The organism is Micromonospora sp. WMMD882 (assembly GCF_027497255.1).
In the GTDB taxonomy this organism is placed as follows: Bacteria; Actinomycetota; Actinomycetes; order Mycobacteriales; family Micromonosporaceae; genus Micromonospora.
In genome coordinates this window covers 4,496,407-4,519,333 of the sequence record NZ_CP114903.1, presented here as the reverse complement: position 1 = coordinate 4,519,333, position 22,927 = coordinate 4,496,407, and the positions used below count along the sequence as shown (strand labels likewise).

General features: G+C 72.6%; 21 protein-coding genes. 10 read left to right on the top strand and 11 right to left on the bottom strand.

Going from position 1 to position 22,927, the window contains the following annotated elements:
- Positions 1–34: 34 nt before the first annotated feature.
- Positions 35–457 (top strand): VOC family protein, encoded by a 423-nt coding sequence (locus O7606_RS19145; protein WP_281595392.1) that lies wholly within the window; start codon positions 35–37, stop codon positions 455–457.
- Positions 458–491: 34 nt separating this feature from the next.
- Here O7606_RS19145 and O7606_RS19140 read toward each other — a convergent pair whose 3' ends face one another.
- Positions 492–1,952: a CCA tRNA nucleotidyltransferase gene (locus tag O7606_RS19140; RefSeq protein ID WP_281595391.1), complete on the bottom strand. Its 1,461-nt coding sequence runs from the start codon at positions 1,950–1,952 to the stop codon at positions 492–494.
- A gap of 126 nt (positions 1,953–2,078) precedes the next feature.
- On the opposite strand from O7606_RS19140, the gene murJ reads away from it, so the two are divergent.
- From murJ to O7606_RS19105, 7 genes are all read left to right on the top strand, one after another.
- Positions 2,079–4,184 (top strand): murein biosynthesis integral membrane protein MurJ, encoded by a 2,106-nt coding sequence (gene murJ / locus O7606_RS19135; protein ID WP_281595390.1) that lies wholly within the window; start codon positions 2,079–2,081, stop codon positions 4,182–4,184.
- A gap of 490 nt (positions 4,185–4,674) precedes the next feature.
- Positions 4,675–6,285 (top strand): protein kinase family protein, encoded by a 1,611-nt coding sequence (locus O7606_RS19130; RefSeq protein WP_281595389.1) that lies wholly within the window; start codon positions 4,675–4,677, stop codon positions 6,283–6,285.
- A 43-nt stretch (positions 6,286–6,328) separates the two neighbouring features.
- The gene (gene sigM, locus O7606_RS19125; RefSeq protein WP_281595388.1) at positions 6,329–7,114 is read left to right on the top strand and encodes an RNA polymerase sigma factor SigM; all 786 of its coding nucleotides are present in this window, start codon (positions 6,329–6,331) and stop codon (positions 7,112–7,114) included.
- Positions 7,111–8,070, top strand: coding sequence for a hypothetical protein (locus tag O7606_RS19120; RefSeq protein ID WP_281595387.1), 960 nt, complete (start codon positions 7,111–7,113; stop codon positions 8,068–8,070). Before sigM ends, O7606_RS19120 begins: the two co-directional genes overlap by 4 nt.
- 180 nt (positions 8,071–8,250) lie before the next feature.
- Complete coding sequence (gene trxB / locus O7606_RS19115; RefSeq protein WP_281595386.1) at positions 8,251–9,201, top strand: thioredoxin-disulfide reductase; 951 nt, start codon at positions 8,251–8,253, stop codon at positions 9,199–9,201.
- Positions 9,202–9,237: 36 nt separating this feature from the next.
- The gene (gene trxA / locus O7606_RS19110; RefSeq protein ID WP_281595385.1) at positions 9,238–9,561 is read left to right on the top strand and encodes a thioredoxin; all 324 of its coding nucleotides are present in this window, start codon (positions 9,238–9,240) and stop codon (positions 9,559–9,561) included.
- Positions 9,562–9,852: 291 nt separating this feature from the next.
- Positions 9,853–11,019 (top strand): N-acetylmuramoyl-L-alanine amidase, encoded by a 1,167-nt coding sequence (locus O7606_RS19105; RefSeq protein WP_281595384.1) that lies wholly within the window; start codon positions 9,853–9,855, stop codon positions 11,017–11,019.
- A gap of 57 nt (positions 11,020–11,076) precedes the next feature.
- On the opposite strand, the gene O7606_RS19100 is transcribed toward O7606_RS19105, so the two are convergent.
- Positions 11,077–11,739, bottom strand: a complete 663-nt coding sequence (locus O7606_RS19100) for a GNAT family N-acetyltransferase (RefSeq protein ID WP_281595383.1) — start codon at positions 11,737–11,739, stop codon at positions 11,077–11,079.
- Between the two features lie 420 nt (positions 11,740–12,159).
- On the opposite strand from O7606_RS19100, the gene O7606_RS19095 reads away from it, so the two are divergent.
- Both O7606_RS19095 and O7606_RS19090 read left to right on the top strand, forming a co-directional pair.
- On the top strand, positions 12,160–13,470 hold the full coding sequence (locus O7606_RS19095) for a PLP-dependent aminotransferase family protein (RefSeq protein ID WP_281595382.1): 1,311 nt from the start codon (positions 12,160–12,162) through the stop codon (positions 13,468–13,470).
- Positions 13,471–13,478: 8 nt separating this feature from the next.
- On the top strand, positions 13,479–14,489 hold the full coding sequence (locus O7606_RS19090) for a D-alanine--D-alanine ligase (protein WP_281595381.1): 1,011 nt from the start codon (positions 13,479–13,481) through the stop codon (positions 14,487–14,489).
- A gap of 72 nt (positions 14,490–14,561) precedes the next feature.
- Here the strand turns inward: O7606_RS19090 and O7606_RS19085 are convergent, their stop codons facing one another.
- The 9 genes from O7606_RS19085 to rpmH form a co-directional block, all read right to left on the bottom strand.
- Positions 14,562–15,326: a hypothetical protein gene (locus O7606_RS19085; RefSeq protein ID WP_281595380.1), complete on the bottom strand. Its 765-nt coding sequence runs from the start codon at positions 15,324–15,326 to the stop codon at positions 14,562–14,564.
- A gap of 1,215 nt (positions 15,327–16,541) precedes the next feature.
- Positions 16,542–17,633 carry a ParB/RepB/Spo0J family partition protein gene (locus tag O7606_RS19080; RefSeq protein ID WP_281595379.1) on the bottom strand — a complete coding sequence of 364 codons (1,092 nt, stop codon included), beginning with the start codon at positions 17,631–17,633 and terminating at the stop codon, positions 16,542–16,544.
- Positions 17,634–17,660: 27 nt separating this feature from the next.
- A complete protein-coding gene (locus O7606_RS19075) occupies positions 17,661–18,977 on the bottom strand; it encodes an AAA family ATPase (protein ID WP_281595378.1) in 1,317 nt (438 codons plus the stop codon).
- 256 nt (positions 18,978–19,233) lie between these two features.
- A complete protein-coding gene (gene rsmG, locus O7606_RS19070) occupies positions 19,234–20,178 on the bottom strand; it encodes a 16S rRNA (guanine(527)-N(7))-methyltransferase RsmG (RefSeq protein ID WP_281595377.1) in 945 nt (314 codons plus the stop codon).
- Positions 20,179–20,182: 4 nt separating this feature from the next.
- Positions 20,183–20,779, bottom strand: a complete 597-nt coding sequence (locus tag O7606_RS19065; protein WP_281595376.1) for a R3H domain-containing nucleic acid-binding protein — start codon at positions 20,777–20,779, stop codon at positions 20,183–20,185.
- Positions 20,780–20,988: 209 nt separating this feature from the next.
- The gene (yidC, locus tag O7606_RS19060) at positions 20,989–21,975 is read right to left on the bottom strand and encodes a membrane protein insertase YidC (RefSeq protein ID WP_281595375.1); all 987 of its coding nucleotides are present in this window, start codon (positions 21,973–21,975) and stop codon (positions 20,989–20,991) included.
- A gap of 3 nt (positions 21,976–21,978) precedes the next feature.
- The gene (yidD, locus tag O7606_RS19055; protein WP_281599759.1) at positions 21,979–22,218 is read right to left on the bottom strand and encodes a membrane protein insertion efficiency factor YidD; all 240 of its coding nucleotides are present in this window, start codon (positions 22,216–22,218) and stop codon (positions 21,979–21,981) included.
- Positions 22,219–22,262: 44 nt separating this feature from the next.
- Positions 22,263–22,679, bottom strand: coding sequence for a ribonuclease P protein component (gene rnpA / locus O7606_RS19050; RefSeq protein ID WP_281595374.1), 417 nt, complete (start codon positions 22,677–22,679; stop codon positions 22,263–22,265).
- Between the two features lie 35 nt (positions 22,680–22,714).
- Positions 22,715–22,852, bottom strand: a complete 138-nt coding sequence (rpmH, locus tag O7606_RS19045; protein ID WP_088969042.1) for a 50S ribosomal protein L34 — start codon at positions 22,850–22,852, stop codon at positions 22,715–22,717.
- Positions 22,853–22,927 lie beyond the last annotated feature (75 nt).

Below are 22,927 nucleotides of genomic sequence, written 5' to 3'. Positions count from 1 at the left end.
GCCCGCTGTCACAGGCGTCTGGTAGGTATCCGGCATGACCTCTGTCGTACCGCGTCACTCGCCCGTGGTCCTCGGCCTGCCGATCGCCGACCGACCGACGTCGTTCCGCTTCTACCGGGAGGCTCTCGGCCTCACCGCCGTCGGCGAGCCGGCCGACGACGGCATTCCCGAGCCGTTGCAGTTCGACGTCAACGAGGGCCTGCGCCTCATGCTGGTGCCCACCGGTGGGTTCGGTTGGGTCGTCAGCCCGCACGAGGTCGCCCCACGTGGGCAGAGCGAATGCCTGCTCGGCCTCTCCCTGACCTCGCCGGAGGAGGTCGACCGGCTGGTCGAGCGCGCCCGGACCGCGGGCGCCGCCGTCGTCACCGAGCCGGCGCGGCAGCCCTGGGGGTTCAGTGCCGCCCTCGCCGACCCGGACGGGCACCTCTGGCTGCTGACGGTGGAGCCGACCGACTGACCCGACCGGGTCGGGCCGCCGGGGTCCGGCGAGGTCAGTCGACCAGGCCCTCGGCGCGGGCCCAGCGCAACAGCTCCGCCTCGGCGGCGTCCCGGTCGAGCGGGCCACGTTCCAGGCGTACGTCCTTGAGGTGTTTCCAGGCCCGGCCGACGATCGGCCCCGGGGGCACGCCGAGCAGCTCCATGATCGCGTTGCCGTCCAGGTCCGGGCGGACCCGGGCCAGGTCCTCCTCGGCGGCGATGCGGTCGATCCGCTCCTCCAGCGCGGCGTAGTCGGCGGCCAACTGGGCCGCCTTGCGCCGGTTGCGGGTGGTGCAGTCCGAGCGGGTCAGCTTGTGCAGGCGGGACAGCAGGTCACCGGCGTCGGTGACGTACCGGCGCACCGCCGAGTCGGTCCACTCGCCCCGGCCGTACCCGTAGAACCGCAGGTGCAGGCCGACCAGCTTGGTGACCTGGGCGGTGACGTCCTTCGGGTACCGCATGGCCTTCATCCGGGCCTTGGTCAGCCGCGCGCCGACCACCTCGTGGTGGTGGAAGCTGACCCGGCCGTCCCCGCCGACCGCCTTGGTCGCCGGCTTGCCGACGTCGTGCATGAGGGCGGCCATCCGCAGCACGAAGTCGCAGCCGTCGTCCTCCAGCCCGACCGCGTTGCTCACCACGGTCAGCGTGTGCTCGTAGACGTCCTTGTGCTGGGCGTGCTCGTCGATCTCCAGCTTGAGCCCGGTCAGCTCGGGCAGGAACCGCTCGGCCAGGCCGGTGTCGACGAGCAGCCGCAGCCCGGTGACCGGGTCCGCGCCGCAGAGCAGCTTGGTGAACTCGTCGCGGATCCGCTCGGCGGTGATCCGGTCCAGGTCGGCGGCCATCCGGGTCATCGCCGCGCGCACGTCCGGGTGCACCGCGAAGCGGAGCTGCGCGGCGAACCGCGCCGCGCGCAGCATCCGCAGCGGATCGTCACCGAACGACTCCCGGGGCGTGCCCGGGGTACGGATCACCTTCGCGGCGAGGTCGTCCAGACCGCCGTACGGGTCGGTGAACCGGTGCTCGGGCAGGCTCACCGCCATCGCGTTGACGGTGAAGTCGCGCCGTCGCAGGTCGTCGACCAGGTTCGTCCCGTACGCCACCACCGGGTTCCGGCTGACCTGGTCGTACGACTCGGCGCGGTAGGTGGTGATCTCCAGCCGGAGGCCGGCGCGCTGCGCGCCGATGGTGCCGAACTCCCGCCCGGTCTCCCAGACCGACTCTGCCCAGCCCCGGAGCACCGCCAGCGTCTGGTCCGGATGCGCGTCGGTGCAGAAGTCGAGGTCGTCACCGAGCCGTCCGAGCAGGGCGTCCCGCACCGAGCCGCCCACCAGGTGCAGCTCGTGGCCGGCGCGGGCGAACCGGCGGCCCAGCTCGTCGGCGACCGGGGAGACACGGAGCAGTTCGGCGACGGCGTTGCGCTGGGCTGCGGTGAGCTGGCGACGGTCGGTGGCGTGGGGTACGGAGACTTCGGACATCGGAGCGCCAGCCTAGCGGCCCCGGGGGTGATCCGGTCCGCCGGGCGCGATCACCGCAGCCGTTGACTAAGGTCGTGTTCGTGTGCGGGCCGGCGCCCGGCGACCAGAACCCCTTGGGGAGGCTCGATGAGCGGCGGGCTCTACCGCAGCGCGAACGCCGGGTGGGGGGGCGACCGCCGTCCGGACGACGGCCGGGAGGACGACCGCCAGCGACACGACGGCCGGGAGGACGGCCACGGTCGGCCCGGCGACGGCCGGGAGGACGACCGCGGTCGGCACCGTCAGGCGGACTGGGACGACCGCCGCCGGCACGACGCCCGGGGCGCCCGTCCTGCCCACGACGCCCGGGAGGACCGTCCTGCCCACGACGCCTGGGGCGTCCGTCCTGCCCACGACGCCTGGGGCGCCCGTCCTGCCCACGACGCCTGGGACGACCGCCACCGGCACGAAGTGCGGGCCGACCGCCGTGGACCCGACGCTTGGCACGACCGTGCCAGGGACGACCGTGCCAGGGACGACCGTGCCTGGGACGACCGTCGTCGGCCGGACGACGCGACGTACATCGCGGCGGAGCCGCTCAACCAGCCGGCGATGGAGTCCACCGCGCCGCCCCAGGAGCAGGTGGCCGAGACGAGCGCGGCGACGAACAGCGCGGTCATGGCGATCGGCAGCCTGGTCAGCCGGGGTACGGGGTTCCTCCGCACGCTGGCGCTGACCGCCGCGCTGGGCGGCGCGCTGGTCGGTGACGCGTACACCACGGCACAGATCCTCCCCGGGATGGTGTACGAGTTCCTGCTCGGCGGCATCCTCACCAGCGTCCTGATTCCGGTGCTGGTCCGTCGGCGCAAGGCCGACGCCGACCGGGGGCAGGCGTACGCGCAGCGGCTGCTCACCCTGGCGGTGATCACGCTCGGCGTCGCGGCCGTCCTGGCGGTGGTGCTGGCCCCGCTGCTGACCTGGCTCTACTCCAGCGACCAGTCCAGCGACAGCTACCAGGGCCTGGTCACCGCGCTGGCCCGGCTGATGCTGCCGATGATCTTCTTCTCCGGGTTGAGCGCGTTGATCAGCGCGGTGCTGAACACCCGGGGCCACTTCGCCGCGCCGATGTGGGCGCCGATCCTGAACAACGTCGTGGTGATCGGCACCGCGCTGGCGTACATCGGGATCTTCGGCGCGGAGATCGTCGATCCGGACGAGATGACCACCGGCCGGATCCTGCTGATCGGCGGCGGCACCCTGCTCGGCGTGGCGATCCAGGCGTTCGGGCTGCTGCCGGCGCTGCGGACGGTCGGCTTCCGGTGGAAGCTGCGGTTCGACTTCCGGGCGCTGGGCCTGGCCGAGCTGGGCCGGCTCGGGATCTGGATGTTCTGCTACGTCGGGGTCAGCCAGATCGGCCTGATCGTGCTGTTCAACCTGCTCAACCGGGCCGGCGAGGAGAACGCCGCCGGTCCGCTGATCTACAACAACGTCTTCCTGCTGCTGATGATGGCGCACGGCATCATCGCCGTGTCGATCATCACGGCGCTGATGCCCCGGATGAGCGCCGCCGCCGCCGACGGCCGGTACGCCGACCTCGCCGCCGACCTGTCCAAGGGCACCCGGACGGTCAGCGCGGTGCTCGCCCCGATCGCGGTCTGCTACGCGGTGCTGGCCACCCCGCTGGCCAACACCCTCTTCCGGTACGGCGCGTTCAGCGCGGAGAACGCCACCGCCACCTCGCTGGTGCTGCTGGTCGCCGCGCTGGCCCTGGTGCCGTTCGCGGTGAGCCAGTTGTTCACCTTCGCCTTCTACGCGCTGCCGGACACCCGCACTCCCGCCCTGGTCAACATTCCGGTGGTGGCGTTGCGGATCGGGGTGCAGATCGGGCTGTTCGCGGCGTTCTCGACGACCTTCGCCGCCGCCGGCATGATGATCGGCAACGCGGTGTCGTACCTGGCCGCCGCGATCGTCTCGGCCTGGCTGCTGCGGCCCCGGGTCGGCCGGATCGGTCTCGGCGCGATCCTGCGCACCCTGGGCCGGGTTGCGGTGGCCGCGCTGGGGGCCGCGCTCGTCGGGCTGCTGGTGGTGGGGCTGCTGCCCGGCGACGACACGCCGAGCCGGCTGGAGGCGATCGTCCAGCTGGTGGTGGGCGGCGCGGTGATCGCCGGCACGTACCTCGGGCTGGCCATGCTGCTGCGGATCCGCGAGATCACCGAGGTGCTGGACATGGTCCGCCGCCGCCTGGGCCGCTGAGCCGCGCCGCCGTCCCCGGGCCGAAGGCGGCTCGGGTCGGGGACGGCCGGGCCGGGAACCGCTGCGGAGCCCGTGGACAGAGGGTGACCGTGGATCACCAACCTGGGGACACACCTGTGGATAACTCAGCGCGCCGCCGCTCAACTGGCGGTTCGGCCTGTGGATAACCAACCGTACGGATGAGCATGGCCCGCCGATCGGCGGGAACCCGGCAGCCGTCGACCTGGTCACCGGTTCGGGCGAGCCGCCCGGCCACCGGTTGCCACCAGCCACTAGATTTGGCAAGTACATGTGCCAGCAACGTGGCTGACAACGGTCGTAACCGGACACGCCACTCGTAACCGGCACCCTGTGCGGGTACGGCGGCAAGATGACATGTCGGGGAGTCACGCAACCCAGGTAAGGTCGCTCTCGACGGGTACGGCCGCCGGCGGCGCTCCGCGTCGACGACCCGGCCGGTTCCTTCACACGAGGCAGAGCGGAAAGCCACATGCCCAGCAGCGCGGGTCCATCGATCGACACGATCACCGAGGGAGGACGGGTGACCCAGGTCGGCGAGGGTCAGGAGGCGGAGGAGAGCGCTCCGACCGTCATGACCTTCGGTGCTCCCACGGTCGGTGAGATCCTTGCCGAACGCTACGAGCTGGTCGAGCACATCAACAACGACAGTGCCGGCCGGCAGGTGTGGCGTGGCGTCGACGTCATCCTGCGCCGCCCGGTCGCCGTGGTGCTGCGGCACCCCGGCGGTGACTCGGCCACCGAGATGCTCCAGGCCGCCGTCGCCGCCAGCCGGGTCATCCACCCCAACCTCGTCGGGGTCTACGACGCCATCGACGAGGCCGAGCGGGCGTACGTGGTGCGCGAGTGGGTGGACGGCCGGTCGCTGCGCGAGCTGACCGCCGAGGGCCCGCTGGACCCGGCCAGGGCCACCAGCATCGGCCACGCGGTGGCCAGCGCGCTCGCCGCCGTGCACGCCACCGGCATGGTGCACGGCAACGTGCACCCCGGCACGGTCATGATCAGCGACGAGGGCCGGGTGGTGCTCGCCGACGCCCGCACCGACGGCGCGGACACCCAGGAGAACGACCTGCGGGCGGTCGGCGGCGTCCTCTACTTCGCGCTGACCGGGTACTGGCCGCACGCCGAGGCGCCGCTGCACGGCGCGACCGCCGGGCACGGCCGGGCGGCCATCCCGGACGCGATGCGGGACGCCGGTGGCGGGCTCGCCGCGCCCCGGCAGGTCCGCGCCGGCATCCCCGCCTACCTCGACGACCTGACCATGGACCTGCTCGACCAGCAGATCGCGCCGCCCTCGTCGGACGTGCTCGCCGCCGAGCTGGGTCGACTCGAAGTGCCCGCCGACGAGCAGTACCTCGAATCGGCCGGCCCGCTGCGCTTCACCGCCGACACCGAGGAGGAGCGCTCACCGCTGTCGCCGGCCGGCGGCCGCAAGGTCATCCTCGGCATCGCCGGCCTGCTCGCGGTCGCCCTGGTCGGGCTCCTGGTCGGGATCACCACCCTGCGCGGCGGCGACGACAGCCCCAGCGGGCAGGCCGGCGGGCCGGACGCCCCGGCCACCACCGAGGACGCCCCGCCGTCCCCGCCGGCCGTGGTCCGGACCATGCCCCTCGCCGCCGACCAGGTCCGCGTGATCGACCCGGACAGCAAGTCCCGGGACGAGTTCGACGGCATCGGCAAGGTCGTGGACGGCGACCAGGACGAGGCCTGGCAGACCGACAGCTACTACAACGCCAACTTCAGCAACCTGAAGAAGGGCATGGGCATCCTGATCGACCTGAAGCAGCCGCAGACGGTCAAGTCGGTCGAGGCGTCGCTGTCCAACCAGGGCGCCACCGCCCAGCTCTTCTCCGGCACGATCAACCCCGCGTCCAGCTCCGCCGGTGACAAGCAGCTCGTGGCGGAGTACCAGAAGACGCCGGTGGGCCCGAAGCTGGAGCAGCACGGCGCGAAGATGGTCTTCGACGCCTTCGAGGCCGGCCAGAAATACCAGTACCTCCTCCTCTGGGTGACCGAGCTGCCGGAGATCGAGCCGGGCCGGTTCAAGCTCATCGTCGAGGAGATCACGGTCAAGGTGCAGTGAACCGACGGCGACCCTGCGAGCGCCCCCGACCGGGGACGCGGCGATGACCAGGCCCGGCCCGGGAGCGGCAGCGGGCGGCGGTCGGCCGTCGGTGCTGCCGCCCGACACCGGTCCGCTGGCCGACGCCTCCGACGCCGACCTGCTGCGCGCGCACGTCGCCGGGGACCGGGACGCCTTCGCCGAGCTGTTCCACCGTCACCGGGACCGGCTCTGGGCGGTGGCGGTACGCACCATCGGCGACCGGGAGGAGGCCGCCGACGCCCTGCAGGACGCCCTGCTGTCCGCGCACCGGGCGGCCGCCCGGTTCCGGGGGGACTCCGCGGTCACCACCTGGCTGCACCGCATCGTGGTCAACGCCTGCCTGGACCGGATCCGCCGCCGGCAGGCCCATCCCACCGTCCCGCTGCCGGACGGCCACCGGTCGGACGAGCCCGGCGCCACCGGCGGCGTGGAGTTGGCCGCCCCGGTCGCCGACCACGACACCGCGCTCGTGGTCCGTCAGGCCCTCGCCCAGTTGCCGGTCGAGCAGCGCGCCGCGCTGGTCCTGGTCGACGTGCAGGGGTACCCGGTGGCCGAGGTGGCCCGGATCCTCGACGTGGCCGAGGGGACGGTGAAGAGCCGGTGCGCCCGGGGACGGGCCCGGCTGGCCGTGCTGCTCGGGCACCTGCGTACCGGCGCGGAGCCGCCGGGCGGGCCGCCCACCGGTGGCGGACGCGCCGGCAGCGGCCCGGACGTGCCGGACGTCACCGGCGGGAACCCACAGCCACCCGACGGCGTCGGATCAGGGTCGGGACGATCCCGACCCACCGACCAGAGGGAGGACTCGTGACCGCGGGGCGGTTCCGGGAGGTCGACCTCGATCTGCTCGCCGACTACGTCGGTGGAGCGTTGACGGGCACCCCGGACGAGGCGACCGTGGCCCGACTGGTGGCCGAGGACACCGCCTGGGCCCGGGCGTACGCCGAGTTGGCCCCGGCGGTCGGCCGGGTCGGCCTCGACCTGGCGGCCTGGGGTGAGCCCGCCGAGCAGATGCCGGGCCCGGTGGCCGACCGGCTCGCCGCGGCCCTCGCCGGCGCCGGGCCGGCCGTTCCGGCGATCACCGTCCCCACCCAGCCCGCCGGAGCGGCGGCCCGCCGACTCGCCGTGATCGGCGGCAGCGACCCCGTGGACGCCACGGTCGGGCCCGCCGGTCGGGGCACTCCCGGGGCGGGGCGGCCACGCCGGTCGCGGCGCTGGTCCGGGCAGGCGGGTCGGGTGCTGGTGGCCGCCGCCGCGGTGGCCGTGGCCGGGTTCGGCGTGACGCAGTTCCTGTCCGCCGCGCAGAACGGCGCGGCGGACGGCGGGCAGCCGCCCGGCAGCGCCCGGGAGGACAGCGCCGCCTCCGGCGAGTTCCGGCTCACCACCCAGCCCGAGCGCACCGGCGTCTCGTACACGCCGGAGAGCCTCGCCGGCGCGCCTGCCGGGCCGGGCGTGCTGCGGGAGAGCAGCGGCCCGGACAACGCCGCCTCGGAGGGCGCCGCTCCGCGTCGTCCGCTGCCCCTCGCCGGTCTCGAACGGCTCTCCGCCCGCGAGGCGCTCGACGACTGCCTGACCGAGGTCGGCGCGGCGCACGGCGCCGGCCCGATCACCGTCGACCGGCTGGAGTACGCCGCCTTCCAGGGCGAGCCGGCGCTGGTCGTCGGTCTGTTGGACGCCGCCGGGGAGCGGTGGATCGTGGTGGCCGGCGCCGGTTGCGGGGCGCCCGGCTCCGGCGCGGACACCCGGTACCGCACCCGGGTAGGGTGAGGTTCGCGGTCGTCGGGCCCTGACCGTCCACGTGACGTCACCCACCGGATGACCGGCTCGGGAATCCCTGCTTCGTACGATGACGTTCTGCATGTCAGTTGTCGGCGGCGTGAGGCGTCGGCGCTCGGATCGACATCGGTGCGCGCGCCGGTGGCGAACACACACACTCGGGAGACGGCAGTGGACGAGGTCCGCAACCTGATCATCATCGGCTCCGGGCCGGCCGGTTACACGGCCGCGGTCTACGCGGCGCGCGCCAACCTCAAGCCGCTGGTCATCGAGGGCGTTCAGTCCGGTGGGGCGTTGATGACCACCACCGAGGTGGAGAACTTCCCCGGCTTCGCCGACGGGATCCTCGGCCCCGAGCTGATGGACAACATGCGCAAGCAGGCCGAGCGGTTCGGCGCGGAGTTCCTCACCGACGACGTGACCCGGGTCGAGCTGGCCGACACCGGCACCCCGGGCTCCGGCGCGGCCAGCCGCGTCTGGGTCGGCGAGACCGAGTACCAGGCCCGCGCGGTCATCCTGGCCACCGGCTCGGCGTGGCGGCCGCTGGGCGTCCCCGGCGAGCAGGAGTACCTCGGCCGTGGCGTGTCGTCCTGCGCCACCTGTGACGGTTTCTTCTTCCGCAACCAGCACATCGTGGTGGTCGGTGGTGGCGACTCCGCGATGGAGGAGGCCAGCTTCCTGACCCGGTTCGCCGACTCGGTCACCATCGTCCACCGGCGCGACTCGTTCCGGGCCAGCCGGATCATGGCCGACCGGGCGCTGAACAACGACAAGATCAAGGTCGAGTGGAACAGCGTCGTCGAGGAGATCCTCGGCGCGGACAACAAGGTCGCCGGCGTCCGCCTGCGCAACGTGCACACCGGCGAGACCAAGGTGCTCGACGTGACCGGCGTGTTCGTCGCCATCGGCCACGACCCGCGCAGCGAGCTCTTCCGCGGCCAGGTGGCCACCGACGACGAGGGTTACGTCACGGTCGACGCCCCGGGCACCCGGACCAGCGTCCCGGGCGTGTTCGCCGCCGGTGACCTGGTCGACCACACGTACCGGCAGGCGATCACCGCAGCCGGCACCGGCTGTGCCGCCGCCCTCGACGCCGAGCGGTTCATCGCCACCCTGAGCTGAGCAAAACCCGCATTCATTTCCGGAGGAGGGTCAATAGTGGGAACGACGACGGCGGTCACCGACGCCAACTTCGCCAGCGACGTGCTGAAGTCCGACAAGCCGGTGCTCGTGGACTTCTGGGCCGAGTGGTGCGTGCCGTGCCGCAAGGTCGCGCCGCTGCTGGAGGAGATCGCCAACGAGATGGGCGACCAGGTCCGGATCGTCAAGCTCAACATCGACGAGAACCCGGAGACGGCCCGGGCCTACCGGGTGATGTCGGTGCCTACCCTCACCGTCTTCAAGGACGGCGAGCCGGTGCAGTCGATCGCCGGGGCCAAGCCCAAGGGCGAGCTGGTGAAGCTGATCCAGGCCGCGCTCTGAGCTGACCGGCGCCGGACCGCGTCCACCCGGGCGGGCCCGGCGCCGGAAACCGAACACCCCGTACCCCCGACCAGGGGTGCGGGGTGTTCGGTTTCCGGCAGGGCCGGGCGGCCGGCGGGGGCGCGGGTCGGCGGGGGTCGGCGGGGGGCGCGGGGGTCGGCACCGCTTGCGGCAACCGGGAACGCGGCGGTACCGGGAACGGTACGCTCCGTAGGCGTACTCGATGAGGAGAGCCCCTGCGTACGACCGCGGTGGGTGGCGAGATGTCAGCAGCCGCAGAGGGGGTCGTCCGTGCGTCCGATCCGCCCCGGTGACCACGGCCCGGCGGTACGGGAGATCCGCCGGGTCCTCACCGACCTCGACCTGCTCCCCCCGGAGGACGGCGCTGCCGTCGACGCGTTCGACGCGGTCACCGAGCGGGCCGTCCGGGCCTTCCAGCAGTCCCGTGGGCTGAGCGTGGACGGCCGGGTCGGCGCGGAGACCTGGCGGGCGCTGGACGCGGCCCGGTGGCGGCTCGGCGCCCGCACCCTGTACCACGCCGTACCCGAGCCGATCAGCGGCGAGGACGTCCGCACGTTGCAGGAGCGCCTGCTGGAGATGGGGTACGACGTCGGCCGCGCCGACGCCGTCTACGGCGCGCGGACGGCCCGCGCGCTGGCCCAGTTCCAGCGGGAGGTCGGGCTGACGCCGGACGGCTCCTGCGGCCCGCACACCCTGGACGCGCTGCGCCGGCTCGGCCGGAAGGTCGTCGGCGGCCGACCGCAGTGGCTACGGGAGTCCGACGCGATCCGGCAGTCCGGTCCGGCCCTGGTCGGCCGGACGGTGGTCGTCGACCCGGGGCACGGCGGCACCGACCCCGGCGTGGTCGTACGCGACGGGCCGTTGCGCTGGACCGAGGCGGACCTGACGCACGACCTGGCCAGCCGGCTGGAGGGACGGTTCGCGGCGGCCGGCGTCCGGGTGCAGCTCACCCGGGGGCCGTCACCCGGCACGTGCCTGCCCGACGCCGACCGGGCCGAGCTGGCCAACACGCTCGGCGCGGACGTGTTCATCTCCCTGCACACCGACGGGCACCGCAACCCGGCGGCGGAGGGGGTGGCCACGTACCACTACGGCACCGACAACGGGGTCACCTCGGCCACCGGGGAACGCCTCGCCGGGCTGGTGCAACGGGAGATCGTGGCCCGCACCGGGCTGCGGGACTGCCGTACCCACGCCAAGACGTGGGAGCTGCTGCGACTCACCCGCATGCCGGCGGTCCGGGTGGAGATCGGCTACCTCACCTCGCCGGCCGACCGGGGCCGGCTGGTGGATCCGCGCTTCCGGGACCGGGTGGTCGAGGCGATCGTGGCCGCCGTACAGCGGATGTACTTCCCGGTCGAACGGGACGTGCCGACCGGCTCGATCGACGTCAGCGAGCTGCGTGCCGTGGTGGCGGCCGGCCGCGCCGCGCGGTGACGGCCGCGGCTCGACCGCCCCGTCCGGCCGGGCGGTGCGGTCGACCGGCCCCGCCGGTCAGCCGGTGGTGGAGCGGGTGGCGGGACGGACCGGGCGGAGCAGGCTCTCCGGGCTCATCGAGCCGAGCAGCTTCTCCAGGGCGTACTCGACATCGGACTTCCAGGACAGCGCGGTACGCAGCTCCAACCGCAGCCGCGGGTAACGCGGATGCGGGCGGACCGTCTTGAAGCCGACGGAGAGGAAGAAGTCCGCCGGGGCCACGCAGCCGCCGACGGCCAGCTCGTCGATGTCGCCGAACTTGGCGTCGCCGAACGCCTCGATCGCCTTGATGCCGCGCTTGGTGAGATCCCGGGCGACACCCTGCACCAGCATCCGCCCCAGCCCCCCACCGGCGAACGAGGGCACCACGTGCGCCGTCGTCAGCAGGGCGGCGTCGGCCGACACCGGTGAGGTGGGGAAGGCCATCGAGCGGGGCACGTAGGCCGGCGGGGCGAACATCACGAAGCCGGCGGCCATGCCGTCGACGTACACGAGCTTGCCGCAGGAGCCCCACTCCAGAAGCGTCTGCGAGACCCACGCCTCTTTCTCCAGCCCCGGGTCACCCGCGGCGCAGGCCCGGTCGGCGGAGACCGGATCCAGCTCCCAGAAGACACACTGCCGGCACGCCCGGGGCAGATCTTCCAGGGTGTCGAGGGTCAGGCTGACCAGACGTCGCGACATTGGCGCATCCCCACAACTAGGCTCGGAGGTGACGACGCAGCGGATCATGCCGCCGCGTTTGCCCCCGACGAGCGATCGTACGCCGCGACACGCCGCCGTGGGAGGGGACGCGCGAACACCACGTGCCGGGAGTCGACGCCGTGGCGTTGGTCGGCGGCGCGGGGCGCCGGTCGCGGCGGCAGTTGACGGGGGCGCGGTGGTGGTCGCGGCGGCGGTCGCCGGGCGCGGTGGTGGTGGCCGACGGACGCGACGGCCCGGGATGTGGACGATTTCTCGCGTCGCGACATGACCTTGACCACCAGGGACTACGATCGACCGACCGGCGTGTTTCGCGGGCCCGCCCACCGGCCCCCACCGACGGACGGGCCACCGGGGTCCGCGGTCGACCGGGGCCCACCCGACAGCCGACGAGGTGATGTCATGACCGGCACGACGCTCGACGACTACACCGACCGGTACGCCCGGCGCGTGCGCGGCATGACCGCCTCGGAGATCCGCGCGCTCTTCGCCGTGGCCAGCCGACCGGAGGTGGTGTCGCTGGCCGGCGGCGCCCCGTACATCGCCGCGCTGCCGCTCGACGCGGTCGGCGAGATGCTCGGCCGGCTCGGCTCCGAACACGGCGCCACCACCCTCCAGTACGGCATCGGCCAGGGCCTGCCCGAGCTGCGCGAACGGATCTGCGAGGTGATGGCCCTCTCCGGCATCGACGCCTCGTGCGGGGCGTCCCCGGAGGACGTGGTGGTGACCGTCGGCGGCCAGCAGGCCCTCGACCTGGTCGCCCGGCTCTTCCTCGACCCCGGTGACGTGGTGCTCGCCGAGGGGCCCACCTACGTCGGCGCGCTCGGCGTGTTCCAGGCCGCCCAGGCGCAGGTGGTGCACGTACCCATGGACGAGGACGGGCTGATCCCGGAGGCGCTGGAGGCGGCCGTCGCCGACTGCGCCCGGACCGGTCGGCGGGTCAAGTTCCTCTACACCATCCCCACCTACCAGAACCCGGCCGGCGTGACGCTCACCGAGGAGCGGCGGGAACGGGTGCTGGACATCTGCGAACGCGCCGGCCTCCTGGTGGTCGAGGACGACCCGTACGGGCAGCTCGGTTTCGAGTCGGAGGCCCCCCGGCCGCTGCGCGCCCGCCGCCGGGAGGGGGTCTTCTACCTGAGCACCTTCTCCAAGACCTTCGCCCCCGGGCTGCGGGTGGGGTGGATCCTCGCCCCGCACGCCGTCCGCGACAAGCTGGTCATCGCCAGCGAGGCGCAGATCCTCTGCCCGAGCGGGTACGCGCAGGCCGCCGTCTCGACGTACCTGCGCACCATGCCGTGGCGGCAGCAGCTCAAGGTCTACCAGGAGGTCTACCGGGAGCGGCGGGACGCGCTGCTGGACGCGCTGGCCGACCTGATGCCGGCGGGCACCACCTGGACCCGACCGGCCGGCGGCCTGTTCGTCTGGGCCACCCTCCCCGACGGTCTGGACTCCAAGGCGATGATGCCCCGCGCCATCGCCGCCCGGGTGGCGTACGTGCCGGGCACCGGCTTCTACGCCGACGGCACCGGCGCCCGCCACATGCGGCTCAACTACTCCTTCCCGTCGCCGGAGCGGATCCGGGAGGGCGTCCGCCGGCTGGCCGGCGTGATGGAACAGGACATCGCGATGCGGCGGGTCTTCGGCCAGGTCAGCCGGCCGGGTCGGCGCGGGCAGGCCGGCGCGGACGCGCCCGGACCCGACTTGGCATGATCTCCGGTATGGCTGTCACCCCCGTCGACCACCCCGGCTCCACCAGCGACACGCCGTCCGGCCCGGCCGCCGGGGACCTGCGGGTCCTCGTCCTGGCCGGCGGACTGTCGTACGAGCGGGACGTCTCCCTGAAGTCGGGGCGCCGGGTGCTCGACGCGCTCCGCGCGGCCGGCGTCGACGCGGAGCTGCGGGACGCCGATGTCGCGTTGCTGCCCGCCCTGTCCGCCGACGCGCCGGACGCGGTGGTGATCGCCCTGCACGGGGCGACCGGCGAGGACGGCTCGCTGCGCGGCGTCCTCGACCTGTGCGGTGTCCCGTACGTCGGCTGCGACGCCCGCTCCGCCCGACTGGCCTGGGACAAACCCTCCGCCAAGACGGTGCTCCGGGAGGCCGGCATCCCCACCCCCGACTGGGTGGCCCTGCCGCACGACCGGTTCTCCGAGCTCGGCGCGGTGGCGGTGCTGGAGCGGATCGTCGACCGGCTCGGCCTGCCGGTCATGGTGAAGCCCGCACAGGGCGGCTCCGGCCTCGGCGCGGCCGTCGTCCGGGACGCCGCCGCGCTGCCCGCGGCGATGGTCGGCTGCTTCGCGTACGACTCGACCGCCCTGGTCGAGCGGTACGTGCCCGGTATGGACGTGGCGGTGTCCGTGGTCGATCTCGGTGAGGGGCCGCGCGCGTTGCCGGCGGTCGAGATCGTGCCCCGAAACGGCCTCTACGACTACGCCGCCCGCTACACCGCCGGCCGGACCACCTGGCACACCCCGGCCCGGCTCGAACCGGAAGCGGCCGACCGGGTCGCCGAGGTCGCCCTGGCCGCGCACGACGCCCTCGGTCTACGGGATCTCTCCCGGGTCGACATGATCGTGGACGACGCCGGCCAGCCGCACGTGCTGGAGGTGAACGTCTCACCGGGGATGACCGAGACGTCGCTGCTGCCGCTGGCGGTCCAGGCCGCCGGGCTCGACTTCGGGCGGCTGCTCGGATCGCTGGTGGCCCGAGCCGCCGTCCGCTCCGCCTGACTCTCGTCCCGGTCGTCGAGGCGCCATCTTCAGCGGGGCTGCCGGCGTGCCTCGGTCGTCGAGACGCCGTCCTCAGATCGGCTCGGTCGTCCGGGCTCCACCGGTCGCCTCGATCGGGTCCGGGTCGGTGCGTGGCGCAGGGATCCGGCCCACCGGCTCGTCGGTCTCCTCGGCCGCCTCGATCACCGAGCCGCCCTCGCCCTCTCTCGGCGTGACCGCGTCCGCCAACGAGGAGGGCGCGCCGAACCTCGCCGGGGCCTGCCACTGGATCCGGGACGGCTCAGCCAGCGGCCGGCCGCCGAACTCGCCGAGCCAGGCGGCCACCAGAGCGAGATTCTCCCGCCACTGCTCGTCGGAGATCGGCGGCAGGATGGAATCCCACAGCGACAGGAACGTCCCGCGCAGTTGCAGCCGACCGTACGGCCGGGCCAGGAACCACAGGTGCAGGTGGGAGGAGCCGTCACCCCACCGGTTGACGTGCACCCGGGCCACCCCGTCCAGGGAGCGGATCGCCCGCTCCAGCCGCACCGTCATCACACCCAGCTCGGCGGCGAGCAGATTCGGCAGGTCGCCCAGATCGAAGTGCGACCGGGACTCCAGGATCAACACCATCGGCAGGCCCGTCGGCCGGTCCATCGCCCGGACCCGCCATCGTTCCCCCACCCAGATGTACGCCTCGTCCGGAGCGGAACAGGCGGTGCACTCCCGATCCCCCTCACCCTTCCGGAGAGGCTCGACCGGCACCGGGTCGTCGAGACGCTTGACGCGAAGATCCCCCTCGAAGGGGAAGGAGGGCCACTGGGTGAAGTCGGGGGGCTGGGGCGGGTTTTCGGGCACGACGCTGACCCTAACCGAGTCCGCGACCGCTGTCCCCACCCGAACCTGCGGTTTCACCCGACACCTGTCGTCCATGTCGTCGCTGGGTCCATCCTGGCCAGGCGGCAGCACGTCCACCGGCGAGCGAGGAACGGAAGTTCGGAGGTCCGCTCTGCGCCTTGTCGGGGTTGACACCTCCGTGACGGTTCGTCGTGGGTCGGTGGGCCGTCGTGGGTCGGTGGGCCGTGATCGTCGACGGCGTCGTCGTGGGTCGGTGAGTCGTGATCGACGGCGTCGTCGCGGGTCGGCGGGTCGGCGGGTCGCGATCGACGGCGGATCGGGGTGATCGGTGGTCGGGATGATCGGCGGGCCGTCGCTCGACAGGTCGTCGCCGCCGGAAGTGCGGAACGGCCAACGGCCCGCAGTGGTCCGGTCCGAGATGCCGAATTTTGTTCGTTCGACCGCCGACGAGACCGCCGTCACACCGCTTCATCCACAGGGCTGCACCCCGTTTCACGCGCTGTTTCACGTGAAACGGGGCTGCCTGTGGATAACTCCTGTGGATAGCGGATCGTCTGGCCAACAGCCTGTGGATAACTTTCTTCCCGTCCAGATCGCCGGCTGTGAGGTGCGGCAGGACCAGGTGATTGGACCCTGAGTTGTTCCGCCCGTACGGCGACACTTCTCGACGTACCGCCCGGCTGTCGTGAGCTCCCACTGTCCCGCCTCTCGCCTGCTGCTTGCACCCCCTGACGGCCGTGCAGCCCGTAGGTACCCGTCGAGCCCGATGTGGTGCTGCGCAACGACGTCAGTAAGTGGGCGGTGCGCGACGACGTGCCAGCCCGTAGGTTTCCGTCGAGTCCGGTGGGTGCCCGTGTATCTCGGCAGTGCCCGTCGTCCCGCTCGGTAGTGTCCCGCGCGGTCCGTAGGTGTCCGGTCCCGCTCAGGTGGTGGCCCTTCCCTCCCGGTGGCCTTCCCTCCCGGTGCCCTGGGCCGAGGCGTGCGCCCCTCCGTCCAGTTCGGTGATGTCGCGGTATCGACCGTGAAAGAAGGCGCAGTTTCGGCGATCTGGGGGCGACGGAGAGAGCGGGGCGGCGCGCGCCACGAGGACAGTCCCTGCGGCCTCTGAAATCTGTCAGGTGCCGCCCGTTTCACGTGAAACGGCCGCTAGCCCCACGAGAAACGACCGCCACCCGGGTGGTGCCGGGCGCGGTCGTATTCGCTGGGGCGGGCGGGTCAGTCCTCCGGCTCGTCCTGCCCGACGCCCTCGTCCTGCCCAACGCCGATGATCCCGACGATTCGTTCGAGGTCGTCCACGGTGGCGAACTCGATGGTGATCTTGCCCTTGCTCCGCCCGATGTCGACCTTGACCCGGGTGTCGAACCGGTCGGAGAGGCGGTCCGCCAGATCAGTGAGCGCGGGGGCGTGCGCCTTCGGGCGGCGTCGGGCCGTCGGCGGCTTCGTCTCGCCGTCGCTCAACGCGAGGGAGACGATCTCCTCGGTCGCGCGTACCGAGAGACCTTCGGCCACGATACGCAACGCCAACTGCTCCTGGGCTTCGGCTTCGTCCAGGCTCAGGAGCGCCCGGGCGTGCCCGGCCGAGAGCACCCCGGCTGCGACCCGCCGCTGCACCTGAGCCGGCAGGTTGAGCAACCGGATCGTGTTCGAGATCTGCGGACGGCTCCGACCGATGCGCCGGGCGAGCTCCTCGTGGGTGGCCCCGAACTCCTCCAGCAGTTGCTGGTACGCGGCCGCCTCTTCCAGCGGGTTGAGGTTGGCCCGGTGGATGTTCTCCAGGAGCGCGTCCCGCAGCATCGCGTCGTCCCGGGTGTCCCGCACGATCGCGGGAATGTTCTCCCGACCGACGGCCTGCGCGGCCCGCCAGCGGCGCTCGCCCATCACCAGTTCGTACTTCTGGTCGTCGAGCTGGCGTACCACGATGGGCTGGAGGAAGCCAACCTGCTCGATCGAGGTCTTCAACTCTTCCAGCGCATCCTCGTCGAAGACCTGCCGGGGCTGCTTCGGGTTCGGAATGATCGCGTCGACCGGGATCTCCGCGAAATGCGCTCCGGGCACCGGAGCGAGCGCAGGACCCGTCGGCTCCGGCGACACCACCGGGACGCTGGGCGGCGCAACAGCCGGGGCGGTGGGCGTGACCACCGGGGCGGTGGAGTTACCGGGAGATTCGGCGGGTACTGCGGTGACCGGCGGGGTCGGGTCGACGACGGCCGGCGGAGCGGGTGTCGTGGTTTCCGGCGTCTCCACGGGGGCGGTCGGGATCAGTGCCCCGAGCCCTCGGCCCAGTCCGCCACGCGGACGGTTCTTCATACGACGCCTCCCAGCGACTTTTCCGCACTACGCATTCCGGCTCACCGGCTCCTTGGCCCCCCGTTCGGCGATCTCCTGGGCAGCGGCGAAGTAACTGGTGGCGCCTCGTGAACCGGGATCGTAGGTCATCACCGACTGCCCGTAGCTCGGGGCCTCGGAGACCCGGACGTTCCGGGGGATCACCGCCTGGAGGACCTTGTTCCCGAAGTGGTTCCGAACGTCCTGCTCGACCGCGTCGGCGAGACGGGTCCGCCGGTCGTACATGGTGAGCAGGATGGTGGAGACGTCAAGCGTCGGGTTCAGGTGCTTGCGGACCAGGTTGATGTTGTTGATGAGCTGGTTCAGACCCTCCAGCGCGTAGTACTCGCACTGGATCGGGATGAGCACCTCCTGCGCGGCCACCAGAGCGTTCACGGTGAGCAGGCCGAGCGACGGCGGGCAGTCGATGAAAACATAGTCGAAGTGGCCGGGGTAGGCGGCGATCGCCCGCTGGAGCCGTGACTCGCGGGCCACCACCGACACCAGTTCGATCTCCGCACCGGCCAGATCTATGGTGGCCGGCACACACCACAGGTTCGGAATGCCCTCGACCCCCTGGGCGACCTCTTCCAGCGGGACGCTGTCGATCAGGCAGTCGTAGACGTCCGGCACGCCCGTGTGGTGGGGGACGTTGAGCCCGGTCGAGGCGTTGCCCTGCGGATCCAGGTCGACCACGAGCACGCGGTTCCCGTGCAGGGCAAGCGCCACCGCCAGGTTCACAGTGGTCGTGGTCTTACCCACGCCGCCTTTCTGGTTCGCGACGCACATCACCCTCGTCCGGTCGGGGCGCGGCATGGTGACCTCGCCACTGGGATTCAGGATCTGTACGGCGCGCATAGCCTCCATAGCCAACGGTGGGTCATCCTCTTCGCGCGTCGGAGTTTCACGTGAAACGTACGCGTCGTCGGGAGCGGCGGGAGAGCCGGCCGGCGACGTGGTTGCGTCGGTGGTGGCATAGGGCGGCGCGGAGACCGCAGCCGGAGCGGGTTGCTGCGGGACGGCCAGGGAAACGTACGACTGGACCACCTCCACCGCTGGCGTGACGGGTTGTCGACCGGCGACGTTGGCGGACCGGTACACCTGCGGTGGCGTCCGGTCGGGACCGGCGGACGACAGGGATGCCGGGACGTCGCCGGCAGCGGCCGGGACGAGACCCGCGGGCAACGGCCCGCCACTATCGGCAGCCGGGCGGCGAATCTCCACCGGCCAGCGCTCCTGATCGGTTTCACGTGAAACCGGGGCAGCCGCCGGGGAGTCCCCCCGTCCGGTCAGCCCGGGATCGTCGTACCTGCCGTCGTCATGCACCTGTCATCCCTGCCCGCTTCGGATGGTCGGTCCGCACACCGTCGCTGTCGTACCCGCGCCCCGCTCCCCGAAGCGTACGGCCGGGCGGGAACTGCCGTGGCCCCGTGACACCGGACACCGGCTGCCGTCCGTCCCACACTATCGACGCGCGGCCAGCCTACGGCGCACGGGCGGAGAAGGTCCATGCCGACAAGCTGAGCAGCGCCCGGCTCGTACCGGTTCAACGACACAACCACCACCGGGGAGCCGGGCGACGTCAGCGTCCTCGGGGTCGGCCGCCCCGCCGGGCCGCCCTGGGTGGTTTGCGTACCGGACCGACCAGCCGCTCCCGGACGATCTCGACGACGATCGTCGGCGGGTCGATCACCCCGACACCGCACCGGCGTACCTCGGGGTCTCCGCCTCCGAGCCGCGCCACCGCCGCGGCGTGCCCGGCGACCTCCTCGTCCGCCGAGGAACCCTTCATCGCCAGCAGCCGTCCACCCCGGACGGTGAGCGGCAGGCACCAGCCGGCCAACCGGTCCAGCGGCGCCACCGCTCGGGCGGTGACGACGTCCGCGCTGACCGGAGCGAGTCCGTTCACGCCGGCCGCCGCCTCGTCGGCGCGGCCCCGGACCACCCGGACGGTACGGGTGAGCCGGAGGCCTTCGACCGCCTCGACCAGGAACGAGGTACGGCGGGCCAGCGGTTCGACAAGCGTGACGGTGAGATCGGGCCGCGCGATGGCGAGTACCAGACCGGGCAGGCCGGCGCCGGAGCCGACGTCGACGACCGTCGCGCCCTCGGGGATCCGTTCCGCGATCGCCGCGCAGTTGAGCAGGTGCCGGTCCCAGATCCTTGGGGCCTCCCGGGGCCCGATGAGACCCCGGAGCACTCCGTCGGTGACAAGGAGCTCAGCGTACCTGGTGGCCAGGTCCAGGCGCTCACCGAACAGCGTCCGCGCCGACTCGGCCAACTCAGCCGGCAGATCGGCTCCCGTCGGCGCGCCGGGCTCCACCGGCAGGTCGGCGTCCGCCGACGCGCCGGCCTTCGCCGGCAGATCGGACCCGGTCGGCGCAGGTGCCTCCGGGAGGTCGGACTCGGCCGGCGGGCCGGCCGAGGTGACGCCGGACGGCTCGGTGGTGGGGCGGGGGGAGACAGGCGACGGCCCGGGTGGCGTACCACCCGGGCCGGAAGCGCCTGCCGTGGCGTCGGCGGTCACCTGGTCAGTCCACCGGCCGGACGACGATCCGCCGGTTCGGCTCGACGCCCTCGGACTCGCTCTCCACGCCGGACATCGCGTTCACCACGTCGTGGACGCACTTGCGCTCGAACGCGGACATCGGCTCCAGCCGCACCGGCTCACCGTGCTCCTTGACCTTCTCCACCGCGTTCTTGGCGACGGCCGCCAGTTCCTTACGGCGGTTGGCCCGGTAGCCGCCCACGTCCAGCAGCAGCCGGCTCGGGGTGCCGGTCTGCCGGAAGACCGCCAGTCGCGCCAGTTCCTGGAGCGCCTCCAGGGTGGCCCCGCGCTGCCCGACCAGGCTCTCCAGACGAGCGCCGACGACCTCGACGACCGGCCGGCCACCCGAGACCAGCTCGTCGATGTCACCGTCGTAGTCGAGGATGTCGAGCAGGCCCTCGATGTAGTCGGCGGCGATCTCGCTCTGCCGGAACAGGTCGCCGTCGCCCGGGGCCTTCTTCTCTCCGGCCTTGTCGACGACGGTCTCGTCGGCCTCGTCGACGTCGGCCTCGATCTCCGCGGTCGGAGCGCTGTCCTCCTCCGGGGACCGGTCGGCGCGGGGGATGCTGGTGTCGGTCACGGTTCATCTCCGTACTTCGTTCGGCCGGACCGTCGGGTCCGCTGGTTCCCCGGGCGGCGGGAGGTCTCGCCGGTGCCCCGGGCACGTCTGTACGGGCAGTGTCGCCCGTGACCGCGCGACCGCGCGGGATCCGCCCCGGTGTCGGCCGTCCGCCGCACGGTACGGATCCGGCCGCCGCCAGGGGTGCCCGGCGGCGGCCGGTGGGTCGGTCAGCCCTGCCGCTTGGCGGGCCGGTTCTTCTTCGGGTTGACCGGCTTCGCGCCCGGCTTCGGCCCGGCGACCTTGGGGGCGGCGGGCTTGACCGGCACCTGCGGGGCGGGCTTCTTCCGCCCGAGCAGACCGGTCGCCTTGGCCGGCTGCGCCGGGTTGCGGGTCGCGGAGCCCGCCTTGGCGGCGGTCAGGTTCGGCGGCGGCGGGAACTTGCGCAGCACCCACTGCTGCTGGCCGAGGGTGAAGAGGTTGTTCGTGACCCAGTAGATGATCACACCGATCGGGAAGATCGCGCCGGAGATCAGCAGCGACGCCGGGATGCCGTAGAGCATCAGCCGCTGGATCATCCGCTGCTGCGGATCCTCCGCCCAACCGGTCTTGAGGATCATCTGGCGGCTGGTCAGGTAGGTGGTGCCCATCATCACCAGGACCAGCACGCCGGCCATGATCTTGACCGTGGTGCCGTTCGCGCCGAGCCGGGCCAGCTCGTCGGCGGTGGAGCCGAACTTGCCGGCGATCGGGGCGGTGAACAGCGTCGCCGCCGACGCGCTGTCGAACTGCGCGACCGTCCAGCCGTAGAGGGTCTTGCCCTGGTTGGCCGGGTCCAGGCGACGCAGCACGTGGAAGAGGCCGAGGAACACCGGGATCTGGAGGAACATCGGAAGGCAGCCCATCAACGGGTTGGCCTTTTCCTTCCGGTAGAGCTCCATCATCTCCTTCTGGAGCGTCTCCCGGTCACCCTTGTGCTTCTCCTGCAGCGCCTTGACCTGCGGCTGCAGCGCCTGCATGGCCCGCTGCGACTTGATCTGCTTGACGAAGACCGGGAACAGGATCACCCGTACGGTGACCACCAGGAACACGATGGCCAGGATCCAGGCCCAGTTCGTCCCCGCGACCTCAGCGTCCGACACCCCGATGGCGTCCCAGGCCGAATGCCAGGCCAGCAGGATCCACGAAATCGCATAGTAGATCCAGTCGAGACTCAATTCTCAGGCTCCAGTCACGTCGGCACGGCGGCGGCCGCCCGGCTCCGGCACCGGGTCATACCCACCGGGGTGGAAGGGGTGGCAGCGCAGCAGCCGCCGGATCGTCAGGCCGGCTCCCCGTAACGCGCCGTGCCGGACGACGGCCTCCAGGCCGTACGCGCTGCACGACGGGTAGAACCGACAACGGGCCGGCAGTGCCGGGCTTATCCAACGACGGTACGCGATGATCGGCCCCACCAGCACCCGGGCACCGAGTGTCGTGGCCCGGGGGGTGGTGGTCGCGCCGCTCACCGCGACCGCCGGCTCCGGGGCGCCCGGACGGCGGCGATGGCCCCGTCCAGATCCGCGCCCAGCCGGAGGTACGCGGCGTCGGCGGCCGGAGGAAGAGCACGTACCACGATCGTGCTGCCGGCCGGCAGCGCGTCGAGCCGTTCCCGGACCAGGTGCCGCAGCCGTCGGCGGACCTTGTTGCGGACCACGGCCGGGCCGACCGCCTTGGACACGACGAAGCCGGCGCGGGTCGGGGTGGAGATCTCCTCCACCCCGGGGCTCCGCGCCGGCTCCGACGAAAGCGGTGCTGTGGGCTCCGGTGTCGGCGGCAGACTCAGGTGGACGACGACCGCGCCGCGGCCGGCACGACGCCCACCACGGACCGCTGCGGCGAAGTCGTCGCTGCGCCGCAGTCGTTGCGCGGCTGTCAGCACGACTGCCCACGTCCCCCGAGCGGACCCGATCGGCCTCAGGCCGACAGGCGGGTACGGCCCTTGGCGCGGCGGGTCGACAGGATGGCGCGGCCGGCACGGGTACGCATGCGCAGCCGGAAGCCGTGGGTCTTCGCGCGCCGGCGGTTGTTCGGCTGGAAGGTGCGCTTGCTCACGTCAGGCTCTCCGTTTTCCGTACGCCCGCGGGTAGTCGCCCGGGGTGTGTGGTGGTCCAGGCCACGGCGTGGTGA

Excerpts from the sequence above, each read along its gene's own strand:
- O7606_RS19145 (WP_281595392.1), top strand. The coding sequence starts at position 35 with ATGACCTCTGTCGTACCGCGTCACTCGCCCGTGGTCCTCGGCCTGCCG.
- O7606_RS19140 (WP_281595391.1), bottom strand. The coding sequence starts at position 1,952 with ATGTCCGAAGTCTCCGTACCCCACGCCACCGACCGTCGCCAGCTCACC.
- murJ (WP_281595390.1), top strand. The coding sequence starts at position 2,079 with ATGAGCGGCGGGCTCTACCGCAGCGCGAACGCCGGGTGGGGGGGCGAC.
- O7606_RS19130 (WP_281595389.1), top strand. The coding sequence starts at position 4,675 with ATGCCCAGCAGCGCGGGTCCATCGATCGACACGATCACCGAGGGAGGA.
- sigM (WP_281595388.1), top strand. The coding sequence starts at position 6,329 with ATGACCAGGCCCGGCCCGGGAGCGGCAGCGGGCGGCGGTCGGCCGTCG.
- O7606_RS19100 (WP_281595383.1), bottom strand. The coding sequence starts at position 11,739 with ATGTCGCGACGTCTGGTCAGCCTGACCCTCGACACCCTGGAAGATCTG.
- O7606_RS19095 (WP_281595382.1), top strand. The coding sequence starts at position 12,160 with ATGACCGGCACGACGCTCGACGACTACACCGACCGGTACGCCCGGCGC.
- O7606_RS19090 (WP_281595381.1), top strand. The coding sequence starts at position 13,479 with ATGGCTGTCACCCCCGTCGACCACCCCGGCTCCACCAGCGACACGCCG.
- O7606_RS19080 (WP_281595379.1), bottom strand. The coding sequence starts at position 17,633 with ATGAAGAACCGTCCGCGTGGCGGACTGGGCCGAGGGCTCGGGGCACTG.